The following is a 26885-nucleotide window of genomic DNA, read 5'->3' as shown; positions in this document are numbered from 1 at the left end:
ATCATCGACTAATATCTACAAATAGGATGTCATTAGACGCTGAGACTAATCTTCTTTGAGTTTTGCAGTTAATAAAGCTGCTGACAAGGCCAAGGTAACACCTGCCAAGAAAACAGCTGTTTCTGACTGTTTTTCACCAGTTTCTGGCAATCTCTTGTCTTCCTTGGCAACTTGAACTGGTGTTTCTGGGGTCTGAGCTTTTTCTAACGAACTTAGTTTAAACTCTGGTTTTTCTACTGTCGGTGCTGGTTGATTACCTACTGTAGCTAGAATACCACGGTACTCTGGAAGTTTATGTTCTAGAGCCATTACAGCATTAACGCCACCCTTAAATTCAGGTTTCTCAACACTTGGTACTGCTTGATCTCCTACTGTGGCTAGAATTCCTGTGTATTCTGGAACTTCATTTACTGCTGCTTCTACAAAGTTAGCACCTCCTTTGAATTCTGGAACTTCATTGACTGGAGCAGGCTCCTCGCCTTTACTACTTGAAATAGATGCTTTCACTCCTACTTCAACAATGCGATCCTGAGCCTTTCTTTCTTCAGAATGAACAAGACTTCTAGTAGTACCCAAAACTTGAATATAGTCAACTTTTTCTCCATCTTGTCCTTCAGAAACGATACGACGTTGACCTTGAGCAAGTTCAGGGTTTTCACGAATAACTTCTTTAAACGGAAGCGGAGTCTTTTCAATTTCCAAACTTGGAGTTTCTGCTACTAAGTTCTTAACGCCTTCTGTTGGTGTTGTTTGGAAGGTAGACTTAAAGTGTAAACGATATTCTTTCACCAGATTTCCATCTTTGGAAACAAGACGAACCAGTGTTGGAAGATTGGCATTTCCAGAATCCACAACTGTAACTACTCCATGTCCACTAGTTGTTGCAGTGACTTTTGGTTTTGAACCCATTGTTGTTAGAGTGTAATCTGTCACATTTGGATCAAAGTTTTCCAATGCTTTTCCGTCAATCGAAATAGTCGCTGATGGTGCTTCCACTTCTGCTCCCTTGCCTGCAGAGTAGGCTGTAAATTCTACAAGTGCAAGACCATTGGTAGTAGCCTTACGAGTCATGCGAGCACGAATTGCTGTCGTTTGAACCGGATCAAAATTAAACTCGATTGGTTTACCAGCTACTAATTCTCCAGAAGCTTTGTAAGGAATAGGTGCCCAATTTTCTGCCTTGTTGAATGGATGGTCAGCATTTTCTTCATAACGAGAAATCGTACTTGGTTCTGTAAAGGCAGGGCCAATATATCTTTCTAGAACCATTTTCTCTGGGGCATCTGTTCCACTATCTTTAAAGAACTGAATAGCTACTTTCCCAATAGATTGAGAAGCAATTTTTCCATCCTTCTTAAAGAGTAATCCAACAGAAGTTTCTTGATTTTTCGGAGTACGAGACCAGTTTGTCCAACGTCCATCTTCATTGTATTTTCCATCATTGATATAGAAAATTCGATCATTTGAAGCTGCTTGAGTATCGTTCGTTGTCGAAGCAAAGGCTTTAGAATCAGTTTCATTGTTGCTTGGATTTTCTGAAATGACTTGATTGCCTTTAGCAACAACTGTCACCTGCATTTTAGTCGTTAGATTTGTACCAATGACATGACCGGTAACTTCAAATGTTCCCTCATGCTCTGTCGCATGTTCAGGAATAGCATCCCACTTCACTGCAAGTTTATCTGTAGTCCAATTAGTTGAAGTTGGATAATAAACACTTACTTCTGAAGGAAGTTGAAGATTGTCTCCAACATTCAAGATTTTAGCACTGTTTTCTGCCGCAAGAGGTTGACTAGTTTCTCTCTCATCATTGCGGAAAATTCGATATTCTTTCAACACCGTACCATCTTCTGCTTTCAAGATGAGACGTGTTGCACCTTTTGGACTTGTTGCAGGAACAACTGTTACCAAACCATTATTGCTAGCTGTTGCTGTGATTTCTTTGCTAGATTGAGGAATATAGTAATCTGTCTTAGATGGATTAAAATGTTCAAGATCCTTGCCATCTACCTTGATAGAAATCTCTGAACTTGTTTCACTTAAGACCTTGTTTCCAAGCACAGTTAGCTCTGTCAGACCAACACCTGATGTTCCATCTGCTTTCTTCATACGAATACGAACAGCGTAGGTTTCGACCTTGTCAAATGTGAAGTGATTTGTTTGAGTTGCAGACAGCTGACTTGGAGCATGTAAGTTTTCAACTGCTTTCCAATTGTCTGGATTATTAAATGGATGATTGCTATCTCGTTGCGCATGACTGACATCACTTGGTAAATCTGGAATTTCTTTACCTACATAATATTCAACTACATATTCTTTTGGAAGACCAATTGCTCCATCAGTATAGAAATCAACCGACAAATTGTTGACAAAACGCTTCGTCAAGTCTCCTGAATTACCAAATAAGATAGAAGCCCAGTCGTTATCAGTATTTGTTCTCCAAGTAGTCCATCTATTTTTAGCATCTGATGGCGTTCTTGATACAGTCAAATCGTTCAAGGTGTTGGCTGTGTCATCTCCTCCTGTATTGGATACAATGGCAGCTGGTAATTGTGAACCTGTCCATTGTTTAGAGATATTATTTCCAGCAACCACTTGACTAGACACTCGAACATGAGCTTTAGTTGTCAGATTGCTACCTACTAAACGACCATTGATTTCATAGACCCCTTCAGTTTGACTAAAGTTGGCTGGAACCTGATCCCAAACAACATCTTTATAGATAGTTGTTCCGTTAGAATGGTAAGCCCGAACATTAGCTGGCAATTGAACCGTCTCACCCTTAGGTACTGTGAGACTGATTTCCTCTGCAACTTGCAATCCTTCAACCGTTACAGTCGCTTGAGCTTCAATATCTGTGCCTTCCACATGTCCTTTAAGCGTAAAGCTATGATAGTGCCCCAACTCTTTTTCATCTACCTTATCCCAAGCTACAGATACTTTGCGTGGCAAGCCCTTATCAAATTCTGCTCCAACTTCTTTAGGTAGATTCGGTTGCTGATTGATATCTGTAGAAACAGACACAGGATGAAGTTTCACAATCTTCTTGCTGACTTTATTTTCTTTAATCACCACTTCAGTGGTTACAGATTCTGTTTTCTCTGTTTGATTATCGATTCGAGGTGTCAAAGTCACTCTTCCCTTAGTATAGAGGAATATATTCTGACCATTCACCTCAAGATGTCCCCCATCAGATGATTTAGCTTCTAAGTGAATATCTGAAGCCGAAAACTCTGTTTGTGAACCATCCTCATAACGACCAATGACGTGGTAAGTTAATACTTGATCTTCAGTGGCAGTTTCTTTTCCTTCTACAACCACTTCCAAACGTTTCAAAGCGGGAGCTTCCTTCACAAACTGAATTAAGTAAGTTTGAACCAAGTCACCCTTTTGGTCACTCAAGAAGACAGAAGCCTGATAACCATTATCAGCAGAAGCTTGCTGAACAGTTACTTGATATCCGGTAGTCTGAGCTCCAACACTTGGAATAGTTGCAGTGTAAGGAAGGGATACACGGTAATAGGTCTTGCCAGACTCAAAATTCTCAAGAGCTTTATCCCCAACAGTAAGTCCTGTAATGCTACTTGTTGTTTCCTTACTACTTGCGATAAAGGTTGCAGTCACTTCACGGTCGTCATCTACCAATTTACCAGTAGCCTCCGTACGTCCACCTTCCTTGTTCAAAGCAGCAGGGTCTTTCAAGGTCCAAGAAACAACATCAGTATCAATCAAGCTACCATCTGTCAGAACAGCTGTGACCGTTTTATCCAAATCAGCCGCATTCGTTCCAACTGGGACTGTAGCAACTTTTGGTAACCATCTATCTAAAGCAATCACTTTAACAAGTGCCTCAGCTTTAGTTTCCAAACCTTCTACACGTCCTGATACTTTTTTCTCACCTGCGCTTGTAAGCAAGTCAGATGGCATTTCCCAAGTTACAGTCTTTTCCTCAACACTACCGTCACTATAAATAGCTGTTACTGTTTGAGGTAATTCAGGATTTGTCGTCACATCAGTTGTTGCTTTTACAGGAGCAAAGGCTACAAAGTGACGATTTTCTTTCTTACCAGACACCGTTGCGACCGTTGCGCTATCAGATGTCAAACCAGCAGAATCTGCAAAAAGAGTAAATTTACCTTCTTTTTCTGTTGATTTTACAATGACAACCCCTTTACCATTGAAAGCACGTCTTTGCCATGTTCCATCTGCTTGAGCTTTGTAGCGTTCACGACTAGCTTGTTCTCCATTATCCACACCAACGATTTGTCCCTGACCATGAAGATTGAAATGAACAAGATTGTTAGCTGTAGGAACCACATTACCATCGCCATCAACAATTTCATAATGGATGTAGGATAGGTCCTTTCCATCTGCAGTGATAACATGCTCTTCTTTAGTCAGACGAACTCTTGCTGGCTCCCCAGCAGTTGTCACACTATCACGCGCAATTTCGTTGCCATTTTCATCTCGAGCAATCGCAGTCAGTGTGCCTGGTTGGTATTTCACAAGCCACTCAAGATACAATTCACTTGGTTTAGCTCCCTCATGATATGGACGTCCATCTTCTGTCCTTTTCTTAGTAAATTCCTTTTTACCAAGCGACTCTCCATTTAAGAACAATTCGACGCTTGCAGCATTTGAGAAGGTACGAACCGGAACCTTTCCATCAATCAGCATCTTGCGATCCTTAAGGGTCTCTTCAGTCCAGTTCCAATGTGGTAAAATGCGAACAGTTGGCTTTTCTTTAGCACTATACCATTCACTACGGTAAAGGTAGAAATCATTCTTTGGTAAACCAGCTGTATCAATAATACCAAAGTAAGAGCTCTTGACAGGTGTACTATCTTGGTTATGCCATGGAGTCGGTTCTCCAATATAGTCAATTCCTGTCCAGATAAATTGTCCAGCATAGCCAGCACGATCACGGTCAAAAGTCCATGATTCAGTAGCTGTTCTTCCCCATCCAACACGGTCATTACCATAGTCAGATTGTTCATAGTGACGATTTGGACGATTGTCATGTCCAAGGATTTGAGCAGGGTTATAATAAGAATCACGCGTCCTAGTAGCTGAAGAGGTTTCAGAACCATAAATGAGCCAGTCTGGATGCGCTCTACGAACAGCATCATAATTACGTTCACCATAGTTCATACCGACAGCATCCATAATTTCTGCGAGTTTCAAGAAATCACCTGTCGCTGCACGACTAAATTTGTTTTCCCCCATGGTTACATAACGCTCAGTATCAATCGCTTTGATAACTGCCTTCAATCGTTTAGCAGTTTCGATAGAACGAGGACTACCATTTGCCTCCTCTACCTCATTTCCAAGAGACCACATGACGATAGACGGATTGTTCTTATCACGTTCTACCATTGTTCTGAGATCAAAATCAGACCACTTCTCACCCTTCTTAGCCTCCGGATGAGTTGCATCTTGATCAAAGAACCGTCCATAGTCGTAAGTCTTCTTGCCACCATACCAAGTATCAAAAGCTTCCTCTTGAACCAAAAGACCTAAACTAGCTGCAGCATCAAGCAACTGAGGACTCGCTGGATTGTGGGTTGTTCGAATAGAGTTAACCCCCATATCTTTCAAGAGTTTTAATTTACGATAGGTAGCCTTATAATTCTCTTCTGCCCCCAAGGCTCCATTGTCATGGTGAATACTGACTCCGTGGAATTTCATGCGTTCACCATTCAGAGAGAAACCTTCCTTAGCAGTCCAATTGAAATAACGGTAACCAAATGTATCTTCTGTTACATCAACTAGTTGACCTTCTTTATAAACCTTTGTTTTCAACACATACAGTTGAGGATGATAACTTTTTGTCGTCCAAAGAGTTGGTTTATTAACTAGGATTGTTTGTCTGAAATCTGCAGTTTCATTTTCTGCTAAATTCTTCGTTTCAGAGCGGACTAATTCTGAAACAACCTTACCTTCCTTAGTAAAAATTTGTTGTTCCACAAAGACTTTAGCAGCCTTCTTATCCGTATTTTTAATCTTACTTTGAACCTGTGTTTCAACATTCCCTTCTTTTTGCTCAGCAAGTTTTGGAGTAGTGATATGATTACCATTTTCGGCAACATGGACTTTATCACGATAACTAAGGGTTACATCACGATAAATCCCACTTCCTGAATACCAACGACTACTTGGTTGCTTATTGGTCACTTGAACAGTAATTGAATTTTCACTACCATCCTTGTTTAAAAATTCTGTAATATCATATGAAAAATGATTATAGCCACTTGGATAATGTCCGACAAATTTACCATTTACATAGACCTTTGAATCCATGTAAACCCCATCAAAATTGATACGAACATCCTTATTCTTGTCTGCTTCGTCTAATATGAAAGTCTTACGATACCAAGCTGTTCCACCATTTAACTGCCCACCTTCATTACGAGCGGGAGACTTGTGATCAAAGTCAAAATAAATACTCCAATCATGAGGAAGATTCAATTTAGACCAATCATGAACATCCACATCTTTTTTTGAAAAATCTCCTTGGGCATTTAGTTTAAAATACCAATCTTTATTAAAATCTTGTTTTCGTTCCGATAATAGCTGTTTTTCCTTTTCAACTTCGGCTTTGTTTGACTCTCTAGACAGCACTTGCGATTTTTCAGAAGAAGGTTTAATCTCTGTGTCTGCTTTCACTTGGTCCTTTTCAGAAGTTTTTTTAGAATCCTTTTTCACTTCTGTTCCAGCTGTTACTGCAGATTCAACAGGCTTTGGATTTGCCTCTTCAGATTTCTGTTTGTTATCAGCCTTGTTTCCTTCTTCTACTTTATTTGGAGTTTCCCCTTTAGGACTAACCAATTCACGACTACTCTCGTTAGTAGGTGTAGTAGGTTCTGTATCCTTAGTCACTTTGTCTTCTGCCGATTCAGCTTTTGGTTTTACAAACTCACGCCCACCATTCTCATCAGCCTTTGCAATAGCAGCTACCACATCATCGGGAAGCTTATCTAAAGGTTGAGCTTGATGAACAGTTGTTTCTTCTGTTTTAGCATTGGATGAATCCACCTCCTCAGCTTGTACAGCAGAAATACCAAATATACTAGCCCCAATCATTACAGATGCCGCACCTATTGCAAATTTACGAATGCTATAATGACAACGTTTATCAAAAAGTCTTTTGTTCATTAAAATCCTCATTTCTTTTTCTTGATACAAAGTAAGCGCTTACTTTATTTTAAAAAATAACCTCCTTCTGAATACACAAACATGTACCAAGTTTTATAATATATTTTATATATTAAATATATCAAAAAGCACCTTAAATTGCAATTATTTTCCATTAATTTAACCCAATAAAATGATATATAAGAAGGGGGCATTTAAAAGGAATAGTTGCAATGAAAATAGCTTTCGGTTCTAGACTCTTTCTACTACAAATTGAATTCCATTAATATCTTTTTAAAACTTCAAATTTATAGTTTATAGACTGCATTACTCTACATAAAAAGAAGGCGAACCTCCTTCTACACTATTTTCCCTTAAATTCCGCAAAGGTCTGTAAGATTTTAGCTGCCACTGCTGGAGAAGGAGCTCCTTTTAGCTCTAACGTGTCATCTGCATATGGAGTAAGGCCGGCAAAATCTCCTATCTGGACAGAATAGAGAGACGTTTTAAATAGTTCAATATCGTTTTGGTCATTTCCAAAAGCGATGAAGTTCTCCCCACATAATTTTTCAACAGTTGTCGCCTTATGAGTATCCAAGGGATTAACATAAAGGCACTTTTCATGCGCATGATAGGAGAGATGAGCCTGCCCCAGTCTTTCTAACTGACCAAGTAGATCATCAAGCAACTCCTCATGGTCACCCATATAAACGACTACCTTAATCGGAGTCCCTAAGTCCTCAAGTTTCTGATGACGAGCCACCTTTAGGGGATCCACACTGGAGAAAAATGGAATCTTCTCTACAATCTGACCACTATAGTCAAAGCAATCATCTACAAAGAAAGGGAGATTATAAGTCTGGCAATAATCCACTAGCGCCTGATAAACTCTAGCATCGAGATTCCTTTCAAAGATACCCTTCCCCAAATGATAGGCTACACCGCCATTCAACCCTATGACCAAGCGCTGACTGAGTTCAGGGCCTAATAAACCCAAACAATCCCGATAAGAGCGAGCTGAGGCAAACACAACCTCATGCCCATAATCTTCAGCCTTTAAAAGAACCTGCTTAATCTCTTCATCTATGGTCATATAGTCAAAAGATAGCGTTCCATCTAGGTCAAATACGAATTTCATCTTCCTAGTCCTCGTTCAGTGTTCGAAGCGCTGCCTGATAGGTTTGCTCCATTAGCATAGTAATCGTCATAGGACCAACTCCACCAGGTACAGGAGTGATGTGACTAGCAAGTGGTGCAACCGCATCATAATCAACATCTCCACAAAGCTTGCCATTTTCATCTCGGTTCATCCCAACGTCAATGACAACCGCTCCTGGTTTGACAAAATCAGCAGTCACAAACTTAGCGCGACCGATTGCAACCACAAGAATATCCGCCTTTGCAGCCACCTTAGCAAGATGATGGGTCCGTGAGTGGGTCAAGGTCACAGTCGCATTCTTGGCTAAAAGAAGCTGAGCCATCGGTTTTCCAACGATATTTGAGCGACCGATAACAACCGCATTTTTACCTTCCAACTCAATCCCATACTCATGAAACATCTCCATAATTCCTGCTGGTGTTGAAGGAATCATAACTGGATGACCAGACCAGAGGCGACCCATGTTTAGAGGATGGAAACCATCCACATCTTTTTCTGGGTCAATGGCTAATAAAACTGCCTCTTCGTCAATATGTTTTGGCAAAGGTAATTGAACTAAAATCCCATGCCAAGCTGGATCTTGATTGTATTTGGCAATCAAGTCTAATAATTCCGCTTGGGTAATGGTCTCTGGAACTCGCACTACTTCACTACGGAAGCCAGCAGCGAGAGCTGACCGTTCCTTGTTTCGAACGTAGACTTGGCTGGCAGGATTGTTCCCCACCAAAATCACTACCAATCCTGGAACTAGACCTGTTTCTTCTTTTAGTTTAGCCGTCTTCTCAGCCAACTGTTCTTGTAACTTAGCCGCAAGAGCCTTCCCATCGATAATCTGTGCCATATCTCTTCTCTTTTCTATCAAATATCTTCTATTATAACAAAAAATAACTCGCCATCCTAACACTTCTTGCCTAATGGACCCTATAGTCTGAAACTATAAGAAAAAGCCCTTATCGAGCTTTTATGCCTATTTATACTAAGTAAACTTGTCACGCTTTCTTTTTGACTTTTGGAGCCGGTAAGACTTCATACATCTCCTTAATTAATCTCGTTAGAAATGACTTATCTTCAATGTCTTCTATCAAAATCATCTCCTTAGCTCCTTCATAAGGACGTTCAAGCCTATTCTGTCTCAGTTGATCCATGACCACCTTCACAGGCTTCAGTAACAAACGATTATCATAGATTCCCCCAATAATCTTCCCACGATAATAAAGGATATACTCTCCCATCATTGGACGATAACTCATCTCCTCTAGCTCTGATAGCTGTTCGAGAATAAAATCTAAATATTCTTTACTGGAAGCCATGATGCCTACTCCATTTCTTCTAAAAATGAGGTCTTACAAAACCTTACTCAAAAATTCCTTGGTCCGTTGTTCTTTTGTTTGATCGAAAATCTCCTCTGGTGTTCCATCTTCGACAACAACCCCATCCGCCATAAAGATAACACGGTCTGCTACCTCACGCGCAAAGCCCATTTCATGCGTCACAATCACCATAGTCATCCCTGATTTAGCGAGGTCTTGCATAACAGCTAGGACTTCTCCAACCATCTCAGGGTCTAGGGCTGAAGTCGGCTCATCAAAGAGCAAAACATCTGGTTCCATAGCAAGTCCACGTGCAATGGCAATCCGTTGTTGCTGACCACCTGACAAACTCTGTGGGTAGGCCGTTGCCTTGTCTGGCAAGCCAACTTTTTCTAACAGTTCCTGTGCTCTTTTCTCCGCAACTTCCTTGCTTTCACCTTTGGTTTTAATTGGTGATAAAGTGATATTTTCCATCACTGTCATATTGGGAAAGAGGTTGAATTGTTGGAATACCATGCCCATCTTTTCACGCATGGCAAAAAGGTCATTTTTCTTATCTGTAATATCAACTCCTTCAAAGATAACCTTACCTTTACTTGCTTCTTCAAGGAGATTCATCGAACGAAGGAGGGTTGATTTCCCGCTCCCTGACGGACCGATAATAACCACAACTTCTCCTCGTTTAATCTCAAGGTTGATGCCTTTTAAAACTTCATTTTTCCCAAAAGACTTATGTAGTTCTTCAATTTTAATCAAGGTTTCTGTCATTATTTCTTGTCTCCTTGTTCAATATGTTTTTCAAATGCTTTCAACGCCACTGTCAAAACAGAGGTCATAATCAAATAGTAAAAGGCTGCAAATAAAAGGGGAGTCAACGGTAAATAAGTTGTTGTTGCTACTGTCGTTGCACCATTCCACAACTCCATCACCCCAATCGCAGACAAGAGAGAACTATCCTTGATAATGGTGATAAATTCATTTCCCAGAGCCGGAAGAATATTCTTGATAGCTTGTGGCAAAATGACATAACGCATGGCATTTTTCGGACGAATACCAAGAGAGTAAGCAGCCTCTAACTGCCCTTTAGGAACCGCATTGATCCCAGCACGAACAGTTTCTGAAACGTAAGCTCCACTATTCATAGAAATAATCAGAATACCAGGAATCAAACGAGAAAGATCAACTCCTAAAATTCCCACTTGGATAGTCGGAGCATTGATATGCATAAGAGCAAAGGCAATCATTATTTGAACCATCATCGGAGTTCCACGGAAGATCCAAACATACACATTTGCAAACCAAACGAGCGGTTTAAAGTGTGAACGTTGAGCAAAGGCCAGTAACACACCTATAATGGTCCCTAAGCAGACAACAAGGATGGAAATCAATACGGTAATCAGAGCACCATAGTTAAAATATGGTAAATACTTTGGTAAAAAAGAAAAATTCATATTCAATCAACTTTCTATGTATTAGATTGTATGATTATAACATGAATTGAATTAAAATGCAATCCTTTTTCCCCTGATTTTAACAATTAACTTGATAGAATAGAGAAATAGAGAGAAATCACAGTTTTTTTCTAGTCAACTACCTCTTGTTTATGGTAAAATAGAAACGATAAGAAATGGAGGAGAATCAAAATGGAATCACATTTGGTTAGAATCATTAACCGCCTAGAAGCAATGACAAAAGATGGTGGAAATCTAAAACGTAATTTTGAACGTGAAGGTGTTGTTGTCGCAGAAGTTGCATACAGCCACGACGAAGAAAATGGATCACTCTTCACCCTTCGCGATGTAGAAGCTCGTGAAACTTATACCTTTGATAGCATTGATTTAATTGCAATGGAGATCTACGAACTCCTTTACTAATATAAAAACAACGGGCAGTAAGTCCCGATGAATGAGAATCCTTTTTGTCACCACAAATGGGATTTTTTCTTACCTTCAAGCTGCTTAATTCTCCATAAATCCTTCTTTTAAAAACGACCACTTCCCAATCTTTTTACTTGCTTTACACCTTAATCATGCTATAATGAGAGTATAAAACTTTGACTATTCTTGACCTTTTTCTTAGACCAAGAATAAGAATGAAATGAGGTAGATGTATGCTCTGTCAAAACTGTAAAATTAACGACTCAACAATTCATCTGTATACCAATATCAATGGACAGCAAAAGCAAATTGATCTCTGTCAAAATTGCTATAAAATTATCAAAACAGATCCAAATAATACCCTCTTTAAAGGAATGACTGACTTAAACAATCATGACTTTGATCCTTTCGGCGACTTTTTCAATGATTTGAACAATTTCAAACCTTCTTCTAATAACGTCCCTCCAACTCAATCTGGTGGAGGATATGGAGGAAACGGTGGTTATGGACCTCAAAACCGAGGCCCACTTCAAACACCACCTAGCCAAGAAAGAGGACTCCTAGAGGAATACGGTATCAATATTACTGAGATTGCTCGTCGGGGAGATATTGACCCTGTTATCGGTCGAGATGAGGAGATTATCCGCGTTATCGAAATCCTCAACCGTCGAACCAAGAACAATCCTGTCCTTATCGGAGAACCAGGTGTTGGTAAAACAGCCGTTGTTGAAGGTCTAGCTCAGAAGATTGTCGATGGGGATGTTCCCCATAAACTTCAAGGCAAGCAGGTCATCCGTCTGGATGTGGTCAGTCTAGTCCAAGGAACAGGGATTCGAGGCCAATTTGAAGAACGTATGCAAAAGCTCATGGAAGAAATTCGCAAACGTGAGGATATCATCCTCTTTATCGATGAAATCCATGAAATTGTTGGTGCAGGATCTGCTGGCGATGGCAATATGGATGCAGGCAATATCCTCAAACCAGCCCTTGCCCGTGGTGAATTGCAAATGGTTGGTGCCACTACTCTCAATGAATACCGCATCATTGAAAAAGATGCTGCTCTAGAGCGCCGTATGCAGCCTGTCAAGGTAGATGAACCAACTGTCGAAGAAACCATTATCATCCTTAAAGGGGTTCAAAAGAAATACGAAGATTACCATCACGTCAAGTACACTGATGCTGCTATCGAAGCTGCTGCGAATCTTTCCAATCGCTATATCCAAGACCGCTTCTTGCCAGACAAGGCTATTGACCTGTTGGACGAAGCTGGTTCAAAGATGAATCTAACGCTGAACTTTGTTGATCCTAAAGTGATTGATCAGCGCTTGATTGAGGCTGAAAATCTCAAGGCTCAAGCTACACGAGAGGAAGATTTTGAAAAGGCTGCTTATTTCCGCGATCAGATTGCCAAGTACAAGGAAATGCAAAAGAACAAGGTGACCGATCAGGATACTCCAATCATCAGCGAGAAAACCATCGAACATATCATTGAGCAGAAAACCAATATTCCTGTTGGGGAACTCAAAGAAAAAGAACAGTCTCAGCTTATCCATCTAGCAGACGACCTCAAAGCTCATGTCATTGGGCAAGATGAAGCTGTCGATAAGATTGCCAAAGCCATCCGTCGTAATCGTGTTGGACTTGGAACTCCTAACCGCCCAATCGGAAGCTTCCTCTTTGTCGGACCAACTGGTGTCGGTAAGACAGAACTCTCTAAACAACTAGCCATTGAACTCTTTGGTTCTGCTGACAGCATGATTCGCTTTGATATGAGTGAATACATGGAAAAACACAGTGTGGCTAAATTGGTCGGAGCCCCTCCAGGCTATGTAGGCTACGATGAAGCTGGTCAGTTAACGGAAAAAGTTCGTCGCAATCCTTACTCACTCATCCTTCTCGATGAGGTCGAGAAAGCCCACCCAGATGTCATGCACATGTTCCTTCAAGTCTTGGACGATGGTCGTTTGACAGATGGGCAAGGACGTACAGTTAGCTTTAAGGATGCTATCATTATCATGACCTCAAATGCCGGTACGGGTAAGGCCGAAGCCAGCGTTGGTTTTGGGGCGGCTCGTGAAGGACGTACCAACTCTGTTCTCGGTGAACTCGGAAACTTCTTTAGCCCAGAGTTTATGAACCGTTTTGACGGCATTATCGAATTTAAACCTCTCAGCAAGGACAACCTTCTCCAAATCGTCGAACTCATGCTTGCAGATGTCAACAAACGCCTCTCTAGCAACAATATCCACCTCTATGTGACAGACAAGGTCAAAGAAAAGTTGGTTGACTTGGGATATGATCCAAAAATGGGGGCGCGTCCACTCCGCCGTACTATTCAAGACCATATCGAGGATGCCATCACTGACTACTACCTTGAAAATCCAAGTGAAAAAGACCTCAAGGCAGTTATGACAAACAATGGCAAAATTCAAATCAAATCTGCTAAAAAAACTGAAAAAACAGAAGAGATTACTTCTGAAATAGAAGAATAAATCTCATAAAAAGAACAGGAAACAAGATTTCCTGTTCTTTTTTTAATTCTCTTCTTGAACTTGATAGCGAAGAATTGTTTTCAATTTGCTTGGCTCCGTTCGATGAAGATTAGTGAGATAAATTTCTCGGTGTACTTCCGAAGTTCTTTTGAGTTTATGAAGTTGACAAAAATGCTCCATCTCTGCAAAAGTCTCATTTTCAGTATCAAAAGGTCCTACATGAAGCATAGCAAGGCTTTGGCCTTCTTCTATCATTTCAAAACGAATAGCCTCATAGAGAATATTTGGCTTCTTGATTTTGACCTCTTCCAAAGCTTTTTCAAATAGTTCTCTCGTAATAAAATCGGGTTGCCCAATCATAATGCTATAAGAAAGCTCACTTTTTACCAGTTCTCCCTCCTTCTCCTTTTTCCATACACCTTCTAAAGGAAAGACAGTAAAATCAGTGTAAACCTCATCCAGAGGAGCTTTTTTATACTTCATCTTTATCGCATAGGCTAAGGCATATAAGGCCCCTACGCGTTCTGAAAAATCTTCTTGATTTGGATCACCTTTACCATCAATCACGATATAGGATTGACCTAGTACCTGCAGGATGCTGGGACTAGCTTTCACTTGATAAAGATCTTTTGCTTCCTTTCTCCATTCGTATTTCATTTGGTTCCTCTCCTTTCTATCTCTAGTATAGCACCAAAACCCTGACATCTTTTGTCAAGGTTTGTAAAGTTTTTGGATTTTTTCTACTCTAGAAAGCAATTCCTTCTTCAGATGATTGGGGGCGAGTATTTCCACCCCATCTAGATAAGACAGGAGGTAAGTATACAGACTTTCATGCTCTGGTAGGACTGTCTTGACATAATAACACCCATCTTTCCCCAAGCTAATCTCATCTTCTGAAAAATCTTCATAAACCCGGAAAGCAAGCTTGGGACTAAACTTCAAGGAAACTTCGATTTGATGTGCCACTTGATCTGAACCATCAACCCAATCCTCCACATTTTTCTGCTTCACAGTTTCAGTTGTTAGGTGATAATTCCTAATTCTAGACAATTTGAAAAAACGCCACTCTTCCTTCAAACAACAGTAGGCATGAAGGTACCAATCTCTCTTTTTAAATACGAGTCTAAAGGGCTCGACTGTACGAATCGTTTTCTGACTACACCCACCTAGATAAGTAATCACCAGTTGCCTTTTCTCTAGAATAGCATGTTTGATGTTATCAAATAATTCTTTTTGACCTTCTCGCTTTCTCCAGTCAGTCAAATCTACTTCTATCCAAGGGCTAGTAGAAACTTGAAAAATAGATTCCAACTTTTCAAGTAACAAATCTTGCCTGTCATTTGTCAGGGCTTGAATTCCTTGCAAAGCTGATAGAAGTTCTAATTTTTCATCCTCCGATACGAGAGTACGATCCAGAACAAAGTCCTTCATTAAAAAGATTCCGCCTGACTTCCCAGGTATCGAATATAGAGGAATCCCCGCCATACTCAACCGCTCAATATCGCGATAAATCGTTCGTACAGATACTTCAAATAATCGGGATAATTCAGGAGCCGTTGTACTGCCTTTTTCTAAAAGTAGATACAGGATACGAAATAGTCTTGATTCTGCCATAAAATCACCTCTCTTTCATTATACCAGTTATAGTGCTAGGTCTGGAAAGTTTAACTAGACAAATATTAATCCAAACAAAGTAGCTTTTTCTGCACAAGTTCGTTGGTTTATTCTTGACAGCTTGCCCCTCGTCCATTATGATAATAATAAAGATACTAGAGAATGAGGAAAATGCAATGGCAAACCCAACTTTTGGTGAAAAAAAAGAGAATGTGACCTACCAGCCCCGCTATGGTGTGTACGCAGTTATTCCTGATGCGGAGAAAAAACAAATCGTCTTAGTCCAAGCTCCCAATGGTGCTTGGTTCTTGCCAGGTGGAGAGATTGAAGCGGGAGAAGACCATCAAGAAGCACTGAAGAGAGAACTCATCGAAGAACTCGGTTTTACTGCTGAAATTGGAAGCTATTTCGGACAAGCTGATGAGTATTTCTACTCTCGTCACCGTGACACCTACTACTACAATCCAGCTTATCTCTATGAAGCTATTTCTTTCCAAGAAGTACAAAAACCATTGGAAGATTTTAATCATATTGCTTGGTTTCCTATTGATGAAGCAATTGAAAAACTCAAACGTGGTAGCCATAAATGGGGAATTGAAGCTTGGAAAATCCAGCATGGAATTGGCTAAAATACACGATTTTATCCAAAAAGTGCTATAATAGAGTTAGAAAATCGGAGGAACTGTTATGAAGCTTATCAATACGACAAACTCACACTCGCAACTTGTTAAAAGCCAATTAGAAAGCACAGACGCAACTCTTGTCGAGGTCTATTCTGCTGGAAACACAGATGTAGTTTTCACACAAGCCCCGCTTCACTATGAAATCCTCATTTCCAACAAACACCGTGCTATTCGTGAACCTGAAATCGAAACCATCCAAGACTTCTTCTTGAAACGTAAAATCGACAAAGGAAGCATTGATGAAGCCAATATCAAGACGCTTTATTCAGATAAATTGATTGAGATTTCAATCCCTGTAAAATAAGAAAACCAGCCAAAAGCTGGTTTTCTTTTGCAAAAAAGATTGGTAGTGCACAACTACCAATCTTTTAGTTTTATTTCACAGCTTCTTTTAAAGCATCTACCTTATCCAGATGTTCCCATGGAAGGTCAATATCTGTACGTCCCATGTGTCCATAAGCCGCTGTTTGACGGTAAATTGGGCGTTTGAGATCCAGCATTTGGATAATTCCTGCAGGACGAAGGTCAAAGATTTGACGCGCTGCTTTTTCAAGCTTGCTTTCAGCTGCTGTTCCTGTACCAAAAGTATCGATACGAACAGAAACAGGTTGCGCTACCCCAATAGCGTAGGCTAATTGTACTTCTGCCTTCTTAGCAAGGCCTGCTGCAACGATGTTCTTGGCAATGTAGCGAGCTGCATAAGAGGCTGAACGGTCCACCTTCGTCGCATCCTTACCTGAGAAGGCACCACCACCATGACGAGAGTAGCCACCATAGGTATCCACGATAATCTTACGACCAGTCAAACCTGAGTCTCCTTGAGGTCCACCGATTACAAAACGACCAGTTGGATTGATGAAGAATTTGGTTTGCTCATCCAAGTAAGAAGCTGGGATTACCTCTTTGATGACCTTGCTAATCACATCATTGTGAATTTGTTCATTGCTAACTTCTGGGTCGTGCTGAGTTGAAATAACGACTGTATCCACACGTACTGGACAATCATTTTCATCATACTCAACTGTAACTTGTGATTTTGCGTCTGGGCGAAGATAGCTGATTTCACCAGACTTACGAAGTTCTGCCAAGCGACGAACCAGTTTGTGGCTGAGTGAAATTGGCAATGGCATGAGTTCTTCTGTCTCATCCACTGCAAATCCAAACATGAGACCTTGGTCACCAGCACCAATCAAGTCAAGCGGATCTTGATCTGCACTTCCACGGACTTCCAAGGCTTCGTTAACACCTTGGGCGATATCCGGCGACTGCTCAACAAGCGATGGATGAACTCCAACTGTTTCCGCAGAAAAACCATATTCTGCATTCGTATAACCAATCTCTGCAATGGTATCACGAACCACACGGTTGATATCCACATAGGCATTTGTAGAAATTTCACCAAAAACATGGACAGAACCAGTGTATACAGCTGTCTCAGCAGCAACGTGCGCCTCTGGATCCTTTGCTAAAATAGCATCCAAAATCGCATCTGAAATTTGGTCTGCAATCTTATCCGGATGCCCCTCAGATACAGATTCAGACGTGAATAATTTACGTTCTGACATAAAAATGTCCCCCCTTAAAAAATATTGTTATAGAGTTACAAAGTACTGATAGAAATTTCTACCATCTTATCGGGACTATATAACCTTATCATTATACCACTTTTTACTTTTTTTTGCAGTATTTTCTCTAAATCAAAAAAAGAACCTTACGGCTCTTTTCTCATCATAAAAATTCGGCTTGTACTCCATAATACAGAAATTATACCTACGCTAATCTGCATACTTTGTTTACAAACTACCTATTTTTTTATCACAATGTTCTTACAAACAATCTTCCAGTTAGGCTTACTGTTCCTTAGACTTTCTATTGCTTACAGTTAAGCCAAGTCCAGCCATTAGGAGGCCAAGTCCTACAATACCATAGTTCGCTGTATCATTACTTCCTGTATCAGGGAGTTTCGCCACTTCTTTTTTATAAGCTGTAGCTACTGGAACTGTGGTAGTTGGAGTCGCACTTCCTGTCTGAGCAACAGGTAGTGTTGTACGACGTTCTAGGTAAAATTGGTAATTATCTTTCGTTATCTTGTAATTGTGTCCTTCAGTCACAGTTTCAACAATCCATGTAGTTGCATCCTTAGTTAAAGAATCAGCCAAGTTACGATCAATATTCATTAATCGACCTTCAGATGCAAAATCTTTATAGCTAATATCGGTCCCTGTCGAAGTTGCAACAATTCTTTCGATTTTTGCGGCTTTCAAAGACGCAAGAGTATTCGCCATCGTTGGAATTGAAGGATCCTCCTTCATTGGAGCATCTGTCAACAATACGACAAACTTTTTATTTTTAGGTGACTTAGACCAGTCGTAGGTTGAAACAATTTGTGTAAGAGTAGGTGTAGATGTTTCAGGGAAGTCTCCACCATGTGCAAGCTTAATGCCTGCTAAGGCTTTTTCAAGCTCAGCTGGGTCAGAGGTAAAATAAGATTCATTAAATTTTGTTAAAATTGTACCCTCATCTGCTAATCCACCTATACGTCCATATACTTCATCACTAAAGGTAGCTAATCCAAAACGTGCTGCTACTCCATCTTTAGCAAGATTTCTTGCAAACTCATTGATATTGTTACGGACAGTGTCAATAGTTCGAGACATAGATGCTGAACGGTCAACAACAAAAACGATATCGGCAGAGTTAGATTTTGAAATCGTTCTTGTCGCTTTCTTGATTTCGACTGTAGTTGTTTTATCAACACGTTCATATTGGGTATAAGAATTTCCATCTTCATCTTTCCCACTCACTGTACTCTCAGTTGTTTCAGTCTTTGGAGCAGGAAGTTCTTCACTTTTTACAGGTGCCACTTCTGTCTTTGTGACTTCAACTGTTGCAGTTTCTTCATGAATCTTTTGATCACCTTCTTGGCGTTCTTTCACGTCAATAGGTGAAACCTTCTTAGAAACATCAACAAGTTCTCCAGGTTTTGCATCTGATTGGTTAACGACTGGTTTCGCCTCATCAGCTTTAATTTCTGCTACAGCAGCTTCGACTGCCGATTTATTTGCTTCGGTTTTCTTTACTGTTTCAGCTGAAGTAGATGCCGGTTGTGTTGTTTCATCTGCAGACACTTGTCCGACCTGAGCAAAAGCAAACAAAATTGCTACAGAAGCCAACCCAACTTTCATTTTACGGAATGAAAAACGTTGTTGTTTCATAAATGATTTATCCATAGAAGTCCCCTTTTCTTTTCACGGATCAAATGATATAATCCGATTGTTTTATAGTATGATAACACAATTTTGTATAGTTTTCAATTTTTTTCCTTATGATTTCAATAAAATATTGCTCTAAAAAAGGTTTTAAAGCAATTACTGTTTTATAAATCAAATTATTTAAAATATATAATTATTATCTCCTTTGAATATTTCCGGAAATAAAAACTCAGTAGAATCACCTGATTCTACTGAGTTTTTAAAATGTTTGGCGTTTGGCTTTTCGCTCAGCACGCCCACGTGCGCGATTTTCAGCACGCTTGGTTTTGCGGCGTTTTTCATCCACCGCCCATTGAATCTTCTTCTTATAGCCAGGTTTGACTTTTTTCTTTTTCTTTTTAACCAAGCCAATCATTTCAATATCAAGCTTATCCTGCTTCTTTTCACGATTAGCACGACGATCACGGTCATAGGTATCTTGAAACTCTCCGTCTTTGACCATCTTAGGAGTAAACTTGATCCCTAATTTCTCCAACTCACGGATATCCGAGTCATCACTAGGCTGGTAAAGGGTAATCGCTGTACCAGGCAGTCCGTTGCGCCCAGTTCGTCCAACACGGTGAACAAAGAAAGACAAGTCTTGCGGAATGGCATCATTGATAACATGGCTGACCCCTTCAATGTCAATTCCACGCGCTGCCAAGTCTGTTGCAACAATGTACTCAAAATCCAGATTTTTCACCTGATTCATGATCCGTTTGCGTTCACGAGGAGCAATATCTCCATGAATCTTAGCTACCTTCAATCCTTGAGCAGTCAAGTAGGCATGTAACTCATCAGCACGCGTTTTTGTGTTAACAAAAATCATTGCCAAATAAGGCTGCATCAACTGAGTCAACTGATAAATTTGAGCATTCTTGTCGCGGCCCTTGGTCGAAATCAACCAGTTATCAATCGTATCTGAGATAACTGTTTTAGTCTTGATTTTTTCCATAACAGGATTTGACAAGTATTTCTTCAAGAACGGTTGCAATTTTTGAGGAATCGTCGCTGAAAAGACCATGAATTGCAAGTCTTTTGGAAGGCTCCCTGCAATCTTATCAACGGTTTCCAAGAATCCCATATCCAAGGTCATATCGGCTTCATCAATTACAAAGGTCTTGGCCTTGTGAATAGCCAAATCACCAGATTTGACCAAGTCATAGATACGACCTGGCGTTCCGATAACGATATGTGGTTGGTTGCTGGCAAGTTTTTCAATCTGACGCGCCTTATCCGTACCACCTACATAATTAACCACACGAACTTCGACATCTGAGTGAGCTGCAATCTGACGAGCTGCTTGGTAGATTTGAGTAGCCAACTCACGACTTGGAGCAGTAATGACTGCTTGCACACTATCGCTAGTTTCATCTAATTGCTGGAAAATGGGTAACAAGAAAGTATGAGTCTTTCCTGAACCTGTTTTTGACTCGCCCACCAAGTCACGACCTGCCAGTACAATAGGGATTAATTTTTCTTGTACCTCTGTCGGAGTTGTAAATTTTAACTCCTCCAAGGCTTCTACTATATAATTTTTAAATTGAAATTTCTTAAATGACATACTATCCTCGATTCTATCTTTTCAATTATACCATATTTTGTCCTATTGCAGTAGCCCCATTTGAGTCTCAGTCCTGTAGTAAAGATTCGAATAGATTAAAAAGTTGGAACTCTCTGGTTCCAACCTCTTTCATTATTTCCAGGTCAATACAGCATTCAAACCATAATGATCACTGACTTGTGGACTATTTTGTCCATCAAAAACTACTTGCAAACTCTCTACTTCTAACTCTTTGGTCGTAAAGACGTAGTCGATTCGTAATGGCTCGGTATTGCCTTTCCAGCCATCAATTTCTGGTGGAACGGTATAGCTACCACTTCTTTCTTTCGCAACTTCAAACGCGTCTTGTAATCCTAATGGGCTAGCTAAAATCGCTTGATAGCCTTCCTGACCAGCTGGATTATTAAAATCACCCGCTAAAATTAGAGGTTTCTTCAACTCTTTTAGTACAGCCTCAAATCGTGCCCATTCTTCTTGGAAACCTTTATCCCACCAAGAGAGATGAACGCTTGCAAGAGCAAGTTCCTTACCTTCAACCTCTGTCTCAGCCAAGGCAACGCGACGAGTATGGTAGTCCGTTGGATCATCTACATCTGATACTAAAATCTCACGCGCCTTAATAGGTGTTTTGGATAAGATGGCTACGCCTTCATGGTAGCGGTCATAGCCAATATGATTGTAAGCCCAAGTCCAGTAGTAGTTTTTCCCTTTCTCAGACAATTTTTCAACCAGAAGTCGGACATAGTGGTCCTGATGAATGGGTTCTGCTGATGGTAAAGCTTGATAGTGATTGTTAACCTCTACCTCAGGCGAAGTCATTTCTTGATTGATTTCTTGGAAACAAATCAAATCATAGTCTTTATCAAGAATATCTTGGAGCAAGAGCTGGAATTTTTCTTCTGCTTCTTTCTCCATCCAACTATGGGTATTGAGTGTTAAAAATTTCATGCTTTTCTCCTAAAACAAGAGGTTGGAAAACAGCTTCCAACCTCAAGTATATTACAATTCTACTTTAGCAACTGCTGTTTTAGCTGCAAGAGAACCTGTTTGTTCTAATTTAACTGATTTAAGGACATCACCATTTGTAAAGACAACCACTGTTGATGTTTTACGTCCTGCTTCTCGAATAGCATCCAAGTCAGCTGTGACAAGAAGGTCACCAGCGGCCACTTTTTGTCCTTCAGAAACATGAACAGTAAATGGTTTTCCTTCAAGACTTACTGTATCCAAACCAATATGAACAAGCACTTCAAGACCTGAGTCAGTGACAAGACCAAGAGCGTGTTTTGTTGGGAAGATACTTGATACAGTACCAGTAACTGGAGATACAATGTTACCATTTGCTGGCTCTACTGCAAATCCATCACCCATCATTTTTTGAGCAAAAACTGGATCTTCCACTTGTTCCAAGGCAACAACTTGACCGTCAGCTACTGAGTAAATATCCTCAGTTACACCCTTGTAATGTACAGTATTTTGTTGAGTTTCTGTCATTTGACTTGGAAGAGTTTCAGGAATTACTTCACCTGAGTCAAGGATATCTTGGATATCAGATTTCAATACGTCAGCTTTTGGTCCGTAGATAGCTTGGACTCCTTGTCCTTTCATGACAAGACCCATAGCTCCTTCTGCTTTCCATTGTTCCTCAGTACCAACGCGATCTGCGTCTTTAACAGTTACACGAAGACGAGTCATACATGCATCCACATCTACGATATTTGCACGACCACCAAGAAGGTTAATGATGTTTACGGCTTGAGAAGCTGCTGCAACTTTTGGAGTTCCAGGAGCTGCTTCTTCTGATGCTCCTTCAGCTGTTTCGTAGTTTCCGTTACGTCCTGGAGTTGCGTAGTTGAATTTCTTGATCATGAAGTTGGCAATGAAGTACATGATAACCGCAAAGAGAACAGTTACCCAGATAAAGTTAACGATATCCATACCAATACCAGCATTAATTGCCAATGGTGTACGAGTCAAGAATTCAATTGAACCGAATGAGTGGACACGAAGGTGAACAATATCTGCCATAGCAAAGGCAGCACCTTGAACTACTGAATAAACAAGGTAAAGAGGTGTTGCGATGAACATGAACATATACTCGATAGGTTCAGTAACCCCTGTCAAGAATGTTGCAAGGGCTGTCGCAATCATCATACCCTTGTATTGGTGTTTCTTGTCAGCATCAACATTGCGGTAGATAGCAACGATGACACCCATCAAGATACCAAATGAACCGATCATTTGTCCAACTTTGAAACGAGCTGGAGTGACTGTTGTAAGAAGGTGTTGGTATTGGTCAGCATTTGAACCTTTAAGGTTAACCAGGTCAGTTACCCAAGCAAGCCAAAGCGGATCTTGACCAAATACTTGTGTTCCTTTTGCTGCACCAGTTAACACTTCGTATGTTCCACCAAGAGCTGTATAGTTCATTGGGATTGTCAACATGTGGTGAAGACCGAATGGCAAGAGCAAACGTTCCAAAGTACCATACAAGAATGGTGCAAGAACTGGAGCAGTTTCTTGTGAGTTGGCAATCCAAATACCAAAGTTGTTGATACCTGTTTGAACTACTGGCCAAAAGGCAGCAAGTACAATTGCAGCAATAGTTGAACGAAGAATAACGACGAATGGTACGAAACGTTTACCATTGAAGAATGAAAGGGCATCAGGAAGTTTACGGAAGTTGTAGTATTTGTTATAAGCTGTTGCCCCAACAAAACCAGAGATAATCCCTACGAAAACCCCCATGTTAAGCGCTGGTGCCTCAAGAACGCTGATAAAGTAGTCAGCAACCTTGATTGAACCACCAAAGAAAGTAGTAACCATTGCTTCAGGGTTTTTCAACATATCACCTGTAACACCGAAGATAGTACCTGTGATACGGTTAATCAAGATAAAGGCAAGTCCGGCTGCAAATGCACCACCTGCACGTTCTTTTGCCCAGCTTCCCCCAATAGCAAGGGCAAACAAGATATGAAGGTTACCGATAACCCCCCAACCAATTTGCTCAAGGATTCCACCTGTAATCACTAGAGGAGCAAGGTTTGGGTCGATCATCACGATTGATTTACCGATTGAGATCATCAATCCCGCCGCTGGCATAACGGCGATAACCACCATTAAAGCCTTACCGAATTTTTGCCAAAATTCGAAAGACAAGACATTTTTGAATGTAGCTTTCATCATTCAAATCTCCTTTATTTTATTTAGGCAAACGTTTTACGAAAACGTTTGCATTTGGTTATGTATTAATTATACCACTTTTATTTTTTTTGTAAAGGCTTTTATAAAAAAATTGTCTATTTTTTTTAATTTTTAAAAAGGAAAAAGAGAAGTTTACGAAAACTTCTCTTTTAAATATGTATTATTTTTCTGATTTGTTCTGCAATTTGCATTTAAATCCAACTAGATCTTCAAGAATCGACGCATCGAAATACCTGAACCAATTGAACCAATGAAAATTCCGATTACAAATAATAGGACTGTCATCAGAGGGATAAACACATCTGGTGTAATCATTGATAAGTTTTGACCTACCAAGGATTTATTGACAGATTGATAAACCATATTGTAAACAAAGAATACAAGGACTGAAGGAATCGCTGCACCAAGCAAGCCAATAAAAGCACCTTCTAGCAGGAATGGACCACGGATATAGCCATTTCTCGCTCCTACAAGACGCATGATCTGAATCTCACGACTACGTGAAATAATAGTGATACGAATGGTATTGGAAATGAGGAAGACTGCGATAAAAATCAAGAGCCCTGCAATAACCAATCCCCAAACACGGATAAAGGAAGCTAGTTCAAAAAGTCTTTGAGTGTTGGCTCCACCATCTTGAACCTCTGATACCCCCTCAATTTTCTTAGCTTCTTCAGCTACCGTTTTAACATCACTCGGAGAATTTGTATCAACGACATAAGCATCATAGAGAGGGTTTGCATCCCCTTCAAAGACCTTCCAATCGTCACCCATTGTTTCCGTTAGTTTTTCGTACTGTTCTTCTTTACTTGAGAAGGTAACACTTTTAACAGCAGGCATAGCTTTCAAAGCATCATAGACCTTGTGGTAGTCATTATTGGTAACTGTCTGACCTTCTTTTTCAATCGTTTCACTGTTATCAGCTACATCCTTACGAATGTAAACCATGACCCGAACGTTGTTTTCAATGTCGGTAGCCAGTTTTGCTGTATTAAAAATTACAGATGCAAACAGGGCAACGAGTGTTAAGGTAATCATAACCGAACTCACTGCTGCTACTGTCATCCAGCCATTTCGTTTTAAACTTTTTAATGATTCAAATAAATGGCGAAAAAATCTACTAATCATCGTATCCATATTCTCCTTTAGCTTCGTCACGAACGACACGGCCATTTTCAATGGCAATGACACGGTGGCGCAAGGTATTTACAATCTGGCTATTGTGGGTTGCCATCAAGACAGTAGTACCTTGGAGATTGATGCGTTCCAACAGATTCATAATTTCCCATGAATTATCTGGGTCCAAGTTTCCTGTTGGCTCATCGGCAATCAATACTTTAGGATTGTTGACAATCGCACGAGCAATCGCAATCCGTTGTTGCTCTCCACCTGAGAGTTCATTAGGGAAAGAGCGAACCTTATGTTTCAAACCAACCAGGTCCAATACTTCCATAACACGTTTTTTGATGTTGCGACGGCTCTCACCGATTACTTCCATTGCATAGGCAATATTCTCATAAACAGTCTTCTTAGGCAAGAGTTTGTAATCCTGAAAGACTACCCCGACACTACGACGTAGTAGTGGGACATCTTTCTTCTTAATTTTAACTAAATTAAAGCCTGCAACTGATAGGCTTCCTTTTTCGATCTTTACTTCTCGATATAAAGCTCGAATAAAGGTTGACTTACCTGCCCCAGAAGGTCCTACGATATAGGCAAACTCTCCTGGTTCAATGGTAACAGATACACCACGCAGGGCAGTCGTTCCATTGTCATACTTTTTGACAACATCTCTCATTTCAATGATTGACATATGAGTTCCTTTCTATCTTAGCTGATTCGCCACTTGAGGTAGGCATCGATAAAACCATCAAGGTCTCCATCCATCACCTTATCTACCTGAGCAACTTCAAAGCTTGTACGGTGATCTTTTACCATAGTATAAGGCGTGAAAACATATGAACGGATTTGACTTCCCCAAGTGATTTCTTTTTTCTCACCTTTAAGAGAATCAACTTCCGCAGCTTTCTTTTCTTGCTCCATTTGATAGAGCTTAGCCTGCAACATCTTCATGGCACGATCTCTATTTCCATACTGGGTACGATCGACCGTTGATTGGACGACAGTTCCCGTAGGAATGTGTGTCAAACGCACACCTGTTGAAACCTTATTGACGTTCTGTCCACCAGCACCACCTGAACGGAAGGTATCCATTTTGATATCATCTTCACGAATCTCCACTTCGATGGTATCATCCAACTCAGGCATAACCTCTACGGATGTAAATGAAGTATGGCGACGTTTAGCAGAGTCAAATGGCGAAATACGGACCAAACGGTGAACACCCATTTCTGATTTAAGTAGGCCGTATGCATTGGGTCCTTCAAAAGACAAGGTCACAGACTTGATACCCGCTTCATCACCAGTTTGGTAATCCAAGACTTCTACTTTAAAGCCTTTGGCATTTCCATAACGAGTATACATACGAAGCAACATATCGCCCCAGTCCTGTGCCTCAGTACCACCAGATCCTGGATGGATTTCCAAGATTGCATTATTATGGTCATAAGGTTCTGACAAGAGAAGGGTCATCTCGT

Annotated in this window: 20 protein-coding genes; 4 read left to right on the top strand and 16 right to left on the bottom strand. The window is 40.4% G+C overall.

Annotation, left to right across the window (positions count from 1 at the left end; translation table 11 throughout):
* Positions 1–45: 45 nt before the first annotated feature.
* From O3622_RS00100 to O3622_RS00075, 6 genes are all read right to left on the bottom strand, one after another.
* Positions 46–7155: an SIALI-17 repeat-containing surface protein gene (locus tag O3622_RS00100; RefSeq protein WP_371606860.1), complete on the bottom strand. Its 7110-nt coding sequence runs from the start codon at positions 7153–7155 to the stop codon at positions 46–48.
* Positions 7156–7498: 343 nt separating this feature from the next.
* Positions 7499–8272, bottom strand: coding sequence for an HAD hydrolase family protein (locus O3622_RS00095; protein WP_371606859.1), 774 nt, complete (start codon positions 8270–8272; stop codon positions 7499–7501).
* A gap of 4 nt (positions 8273–8276) precedes the next feature.
* The gene (locus O3622_RS00090; RefSeq protein ID WP_000057219.1) at positions 8277–9134 is read right to left on the bottom strand and encodes a bifunctional methylenetetrahydrofolate dehydrogenase/methenyltetrahydrofolate cyclohydrolase; all 858 of its coding nucleotides are present in this window, start codon (positions 9132–9134) and stop codon (positions 8277–8279) included.
* Between the two features lie 148 nt (positions 9135–9282).
* Positions 9283–9603 (bottom strand): TfoX/Sxy family protein, encoded by a 321-nt coding sequence (locus O3622_RS00085; RefSeq protein ID WP_000168536.1) that lies wholly within the window; start codon positions 9601–9603, stop codon positions 9283–9285.
* A gap of 33 nt (positions 9604–9636) precedes the next feature.
* Positions 9637–10371 carry an amino acid ABC transporter ATP-binding protein gene (locus O3622_RS00080; protein WP_000140925.1) on the bottom strand — a complete coding sequence of 245 codons (735 nt, stop codon included), beginning with the start codon at positions 10369–10371 and terminating at the stop codon, positions 9637–9639.
* Complete coding sequence (locus tag O3622_RS00075; protein WP_049490309.1) at positions 10371–11054, bottom strand: amino acid ABC transporter permease; 684 nt, start codon at positions 11052–11054, stop codon at positions 10371–10373. Before O3622_RS00075 ends, O3622_RS00080 begins: the two co-directional genes overlap by 1 nt.
* Before the next feature lie 192 nt (positions 11055–11246).
* Here O3622_RS00075 and O3622_RS00070 point away from each other — a divergent pair, with 192 nt between their 5' ends.
* Together O3622_RS00070 and O3622_RS00065 are read left to right on the top strand one after the other, a co-directional pair.
* Positions 11247–11477: a DUF1797 family protein gene (locus tag O3622_RS00070; RefSeq protein WP_000443577.1), complete on the top strand. Its 231-nt coding sequence runs from the start codon at positions 11247–11249 to the stop codon at positions 11475–11477.
* A gap of 236 nt (positions 11478–11713) precedes the next feature.
* On the top strand, positions 11714–13972 hold the full coding sequence (locus O3622_RS00065; protein ID WP_000882483.1) for an ATP-dependent Clp protease ATP-binding subunit: 2259 nt from the start codon (positions 11714–11716) through the stop codon (positions 13970–13972).
* 42 nt (positions 13973–14014) lie between these two features.
* Here the strand turns inward: O3622_RS00065 and O3622_RS00060 are convergent, their stop codons facing one another.
* Positions 14015–14629: a GyrI-like domain-containing protein gene (locus O3622_RS00060; protein WP_000873101.1), complete on the bottom strand. Its 615-nt coding sequence runs from the start codon at positions 14627–14629 to the stop codon at positions 14015–14017.
* Between the two features lie 54 nt (positions 14630–14683).
* Complete coding sequence (locus O3622_RS00055; protein WP_000841080.1) at positions 14684–15586, bottom strand: YafY family protein; 903 nt, start codon at positions 15584–15586, stop codon at positions 14684–14686.
* A 176-nt stretch (positions 15587–15762) separates the two neighbouring features.
* On the opposite strand from O3622_RS00055, the gene O3622_RS00050 reads away from it, so the two are divergent.
* Both O3622_RS00050 and O3622_RS00045 read left to right on the top strand, forming a co-directional pair.
* Positions 15763–16215: an NUDIX hydrolase gene (locus O3622_RS00050; RefSeq protein WP_125398107.1), complete on the top strand. Its 453-nt coding sequence runs from the start codon at positions 15763–15765 to the stop codon at positions 16213–16215.
* 58 nt (positions 16216–16273) lie between these two features.
* Complete coding sequence (locus tag O3622_RS00045; protein WP_000767208.1) at positions 16274–16573, top strand: DUF1827 family protein; 300 nt, start codon at positions 16274–16276, stop codon at positions 16571–16573.
* 70 nt (positions 16574–16643) lie between these two features.
* Here O3622_RS00045 and metK read toward each other — a convergent pair whose 3' ends face one another.
* The 8 genes from metK to prfB form a co-directional block, all read right to left on the bottom strand.
* On the bottom strand, positions 16644–17834 hold the full coding sequence (gene metK, locus O3622_RS00040) for a methionine adenosyltransferase (protein ID WP_049490311.1): 1191 nt from the start codon (positions 17832–17834) through the stop codon (positions 16644–16646).
* Positions 17835–18119: 285 nt separating this feature from the next.
* On the bottom strand, positions 18120–19499 hold the full coding sequence (locus O3622_RS00035; protein ID WP_049490312.1) for a VWA domain-containing protein: 1380 nt from the start codon (positions 19497–19499) through the stop codon (positions 18120–18122).
* A 241-nt stretch (positions 19500–19740) separates the two neighbouring features.
* Positions 19741–21084, bottom strand: coding sequence for a DEAD/DEAH box helicase (locus tag O3622_RS00030; RefSeq protein ID WP_008284610.1), 1344 nt, complete (start codon positions 21082–21084; stop codon positions 19741–19743).
* Between the two features lie 132 nt (positions 21085–21216).
* Positions 21217–22032 carry an endonuclease/exonuclease/phosphatase family protein gene (locus tag O3622_RS00025; RefSeq protein WP_371606858.1) on the bottom strand — a complete coding sequence of 272 codons (816 nt, stop codon included), beginning with the start codon at positions 22030–22032 and terminating at the stop codon, positions 21217–21219.
* A 51-nt stretch (positions 22033–22083) separates the two neighbouring features.
* On the bottom strand, positions 22084–24270 hold the full coding sequence (locus tag O3622_RS00020) for a PTS transporter subunit IIBC (RefSeq protein ID WP_000973832.1): 2187 nt from the start codon (positions 24268–24270) through the stop codon (positions 22084–22086).
* 219 nt (positions 24271–24489) lie between these two features.
* On the bottom strand, positions 24490–25416 hold the full coding sequence (ftsX, locus tag O3622_RS00015) for a permease-like cell division protein FtsX (protein WP_366974555.1): 927 nt from the start codon (positions 25414–25416) through the stop codon (positions 24490–24492).
* Positions 25409–26101, bottom strand: coding sequence for a cell division ATP-binding protein FtsE (gene ftsE / locus O3622_RS00010; protein ID WP_000022272.1), 693 nt, complete (start codon positions 26099–26101; stop codon positions 25409–25411). Before ftsE ends, ftsX begins: the two co-directional genes overlap by 8 nt.
* 17 nt (positions 26102–26118) lie before the next feature.
* Positions 26119–26885, bottom strand: a 767-nt coding sequence (gene prfB / locus O3622_RS00005; protein WP_371606857.1) for a peptide chain release factor 2, incomplete at its 5' end; no start/stop codon positions are given.

The organism is Streptococcus sp. 27098_8_51, assembly GCF_041432205.1.
In the GTDB taxonomy this organism is placed as follows: domain Bacteria; phylum Bacillota; class Bacilli; order Lactobacillales; family Streptococcaceae; genus Streptococcus.
The sequence above is the reverse complement of the archived record's forward strand: the minus strand, read 5'-3'. Positions and strand labels throughout refer to the sequence as shown.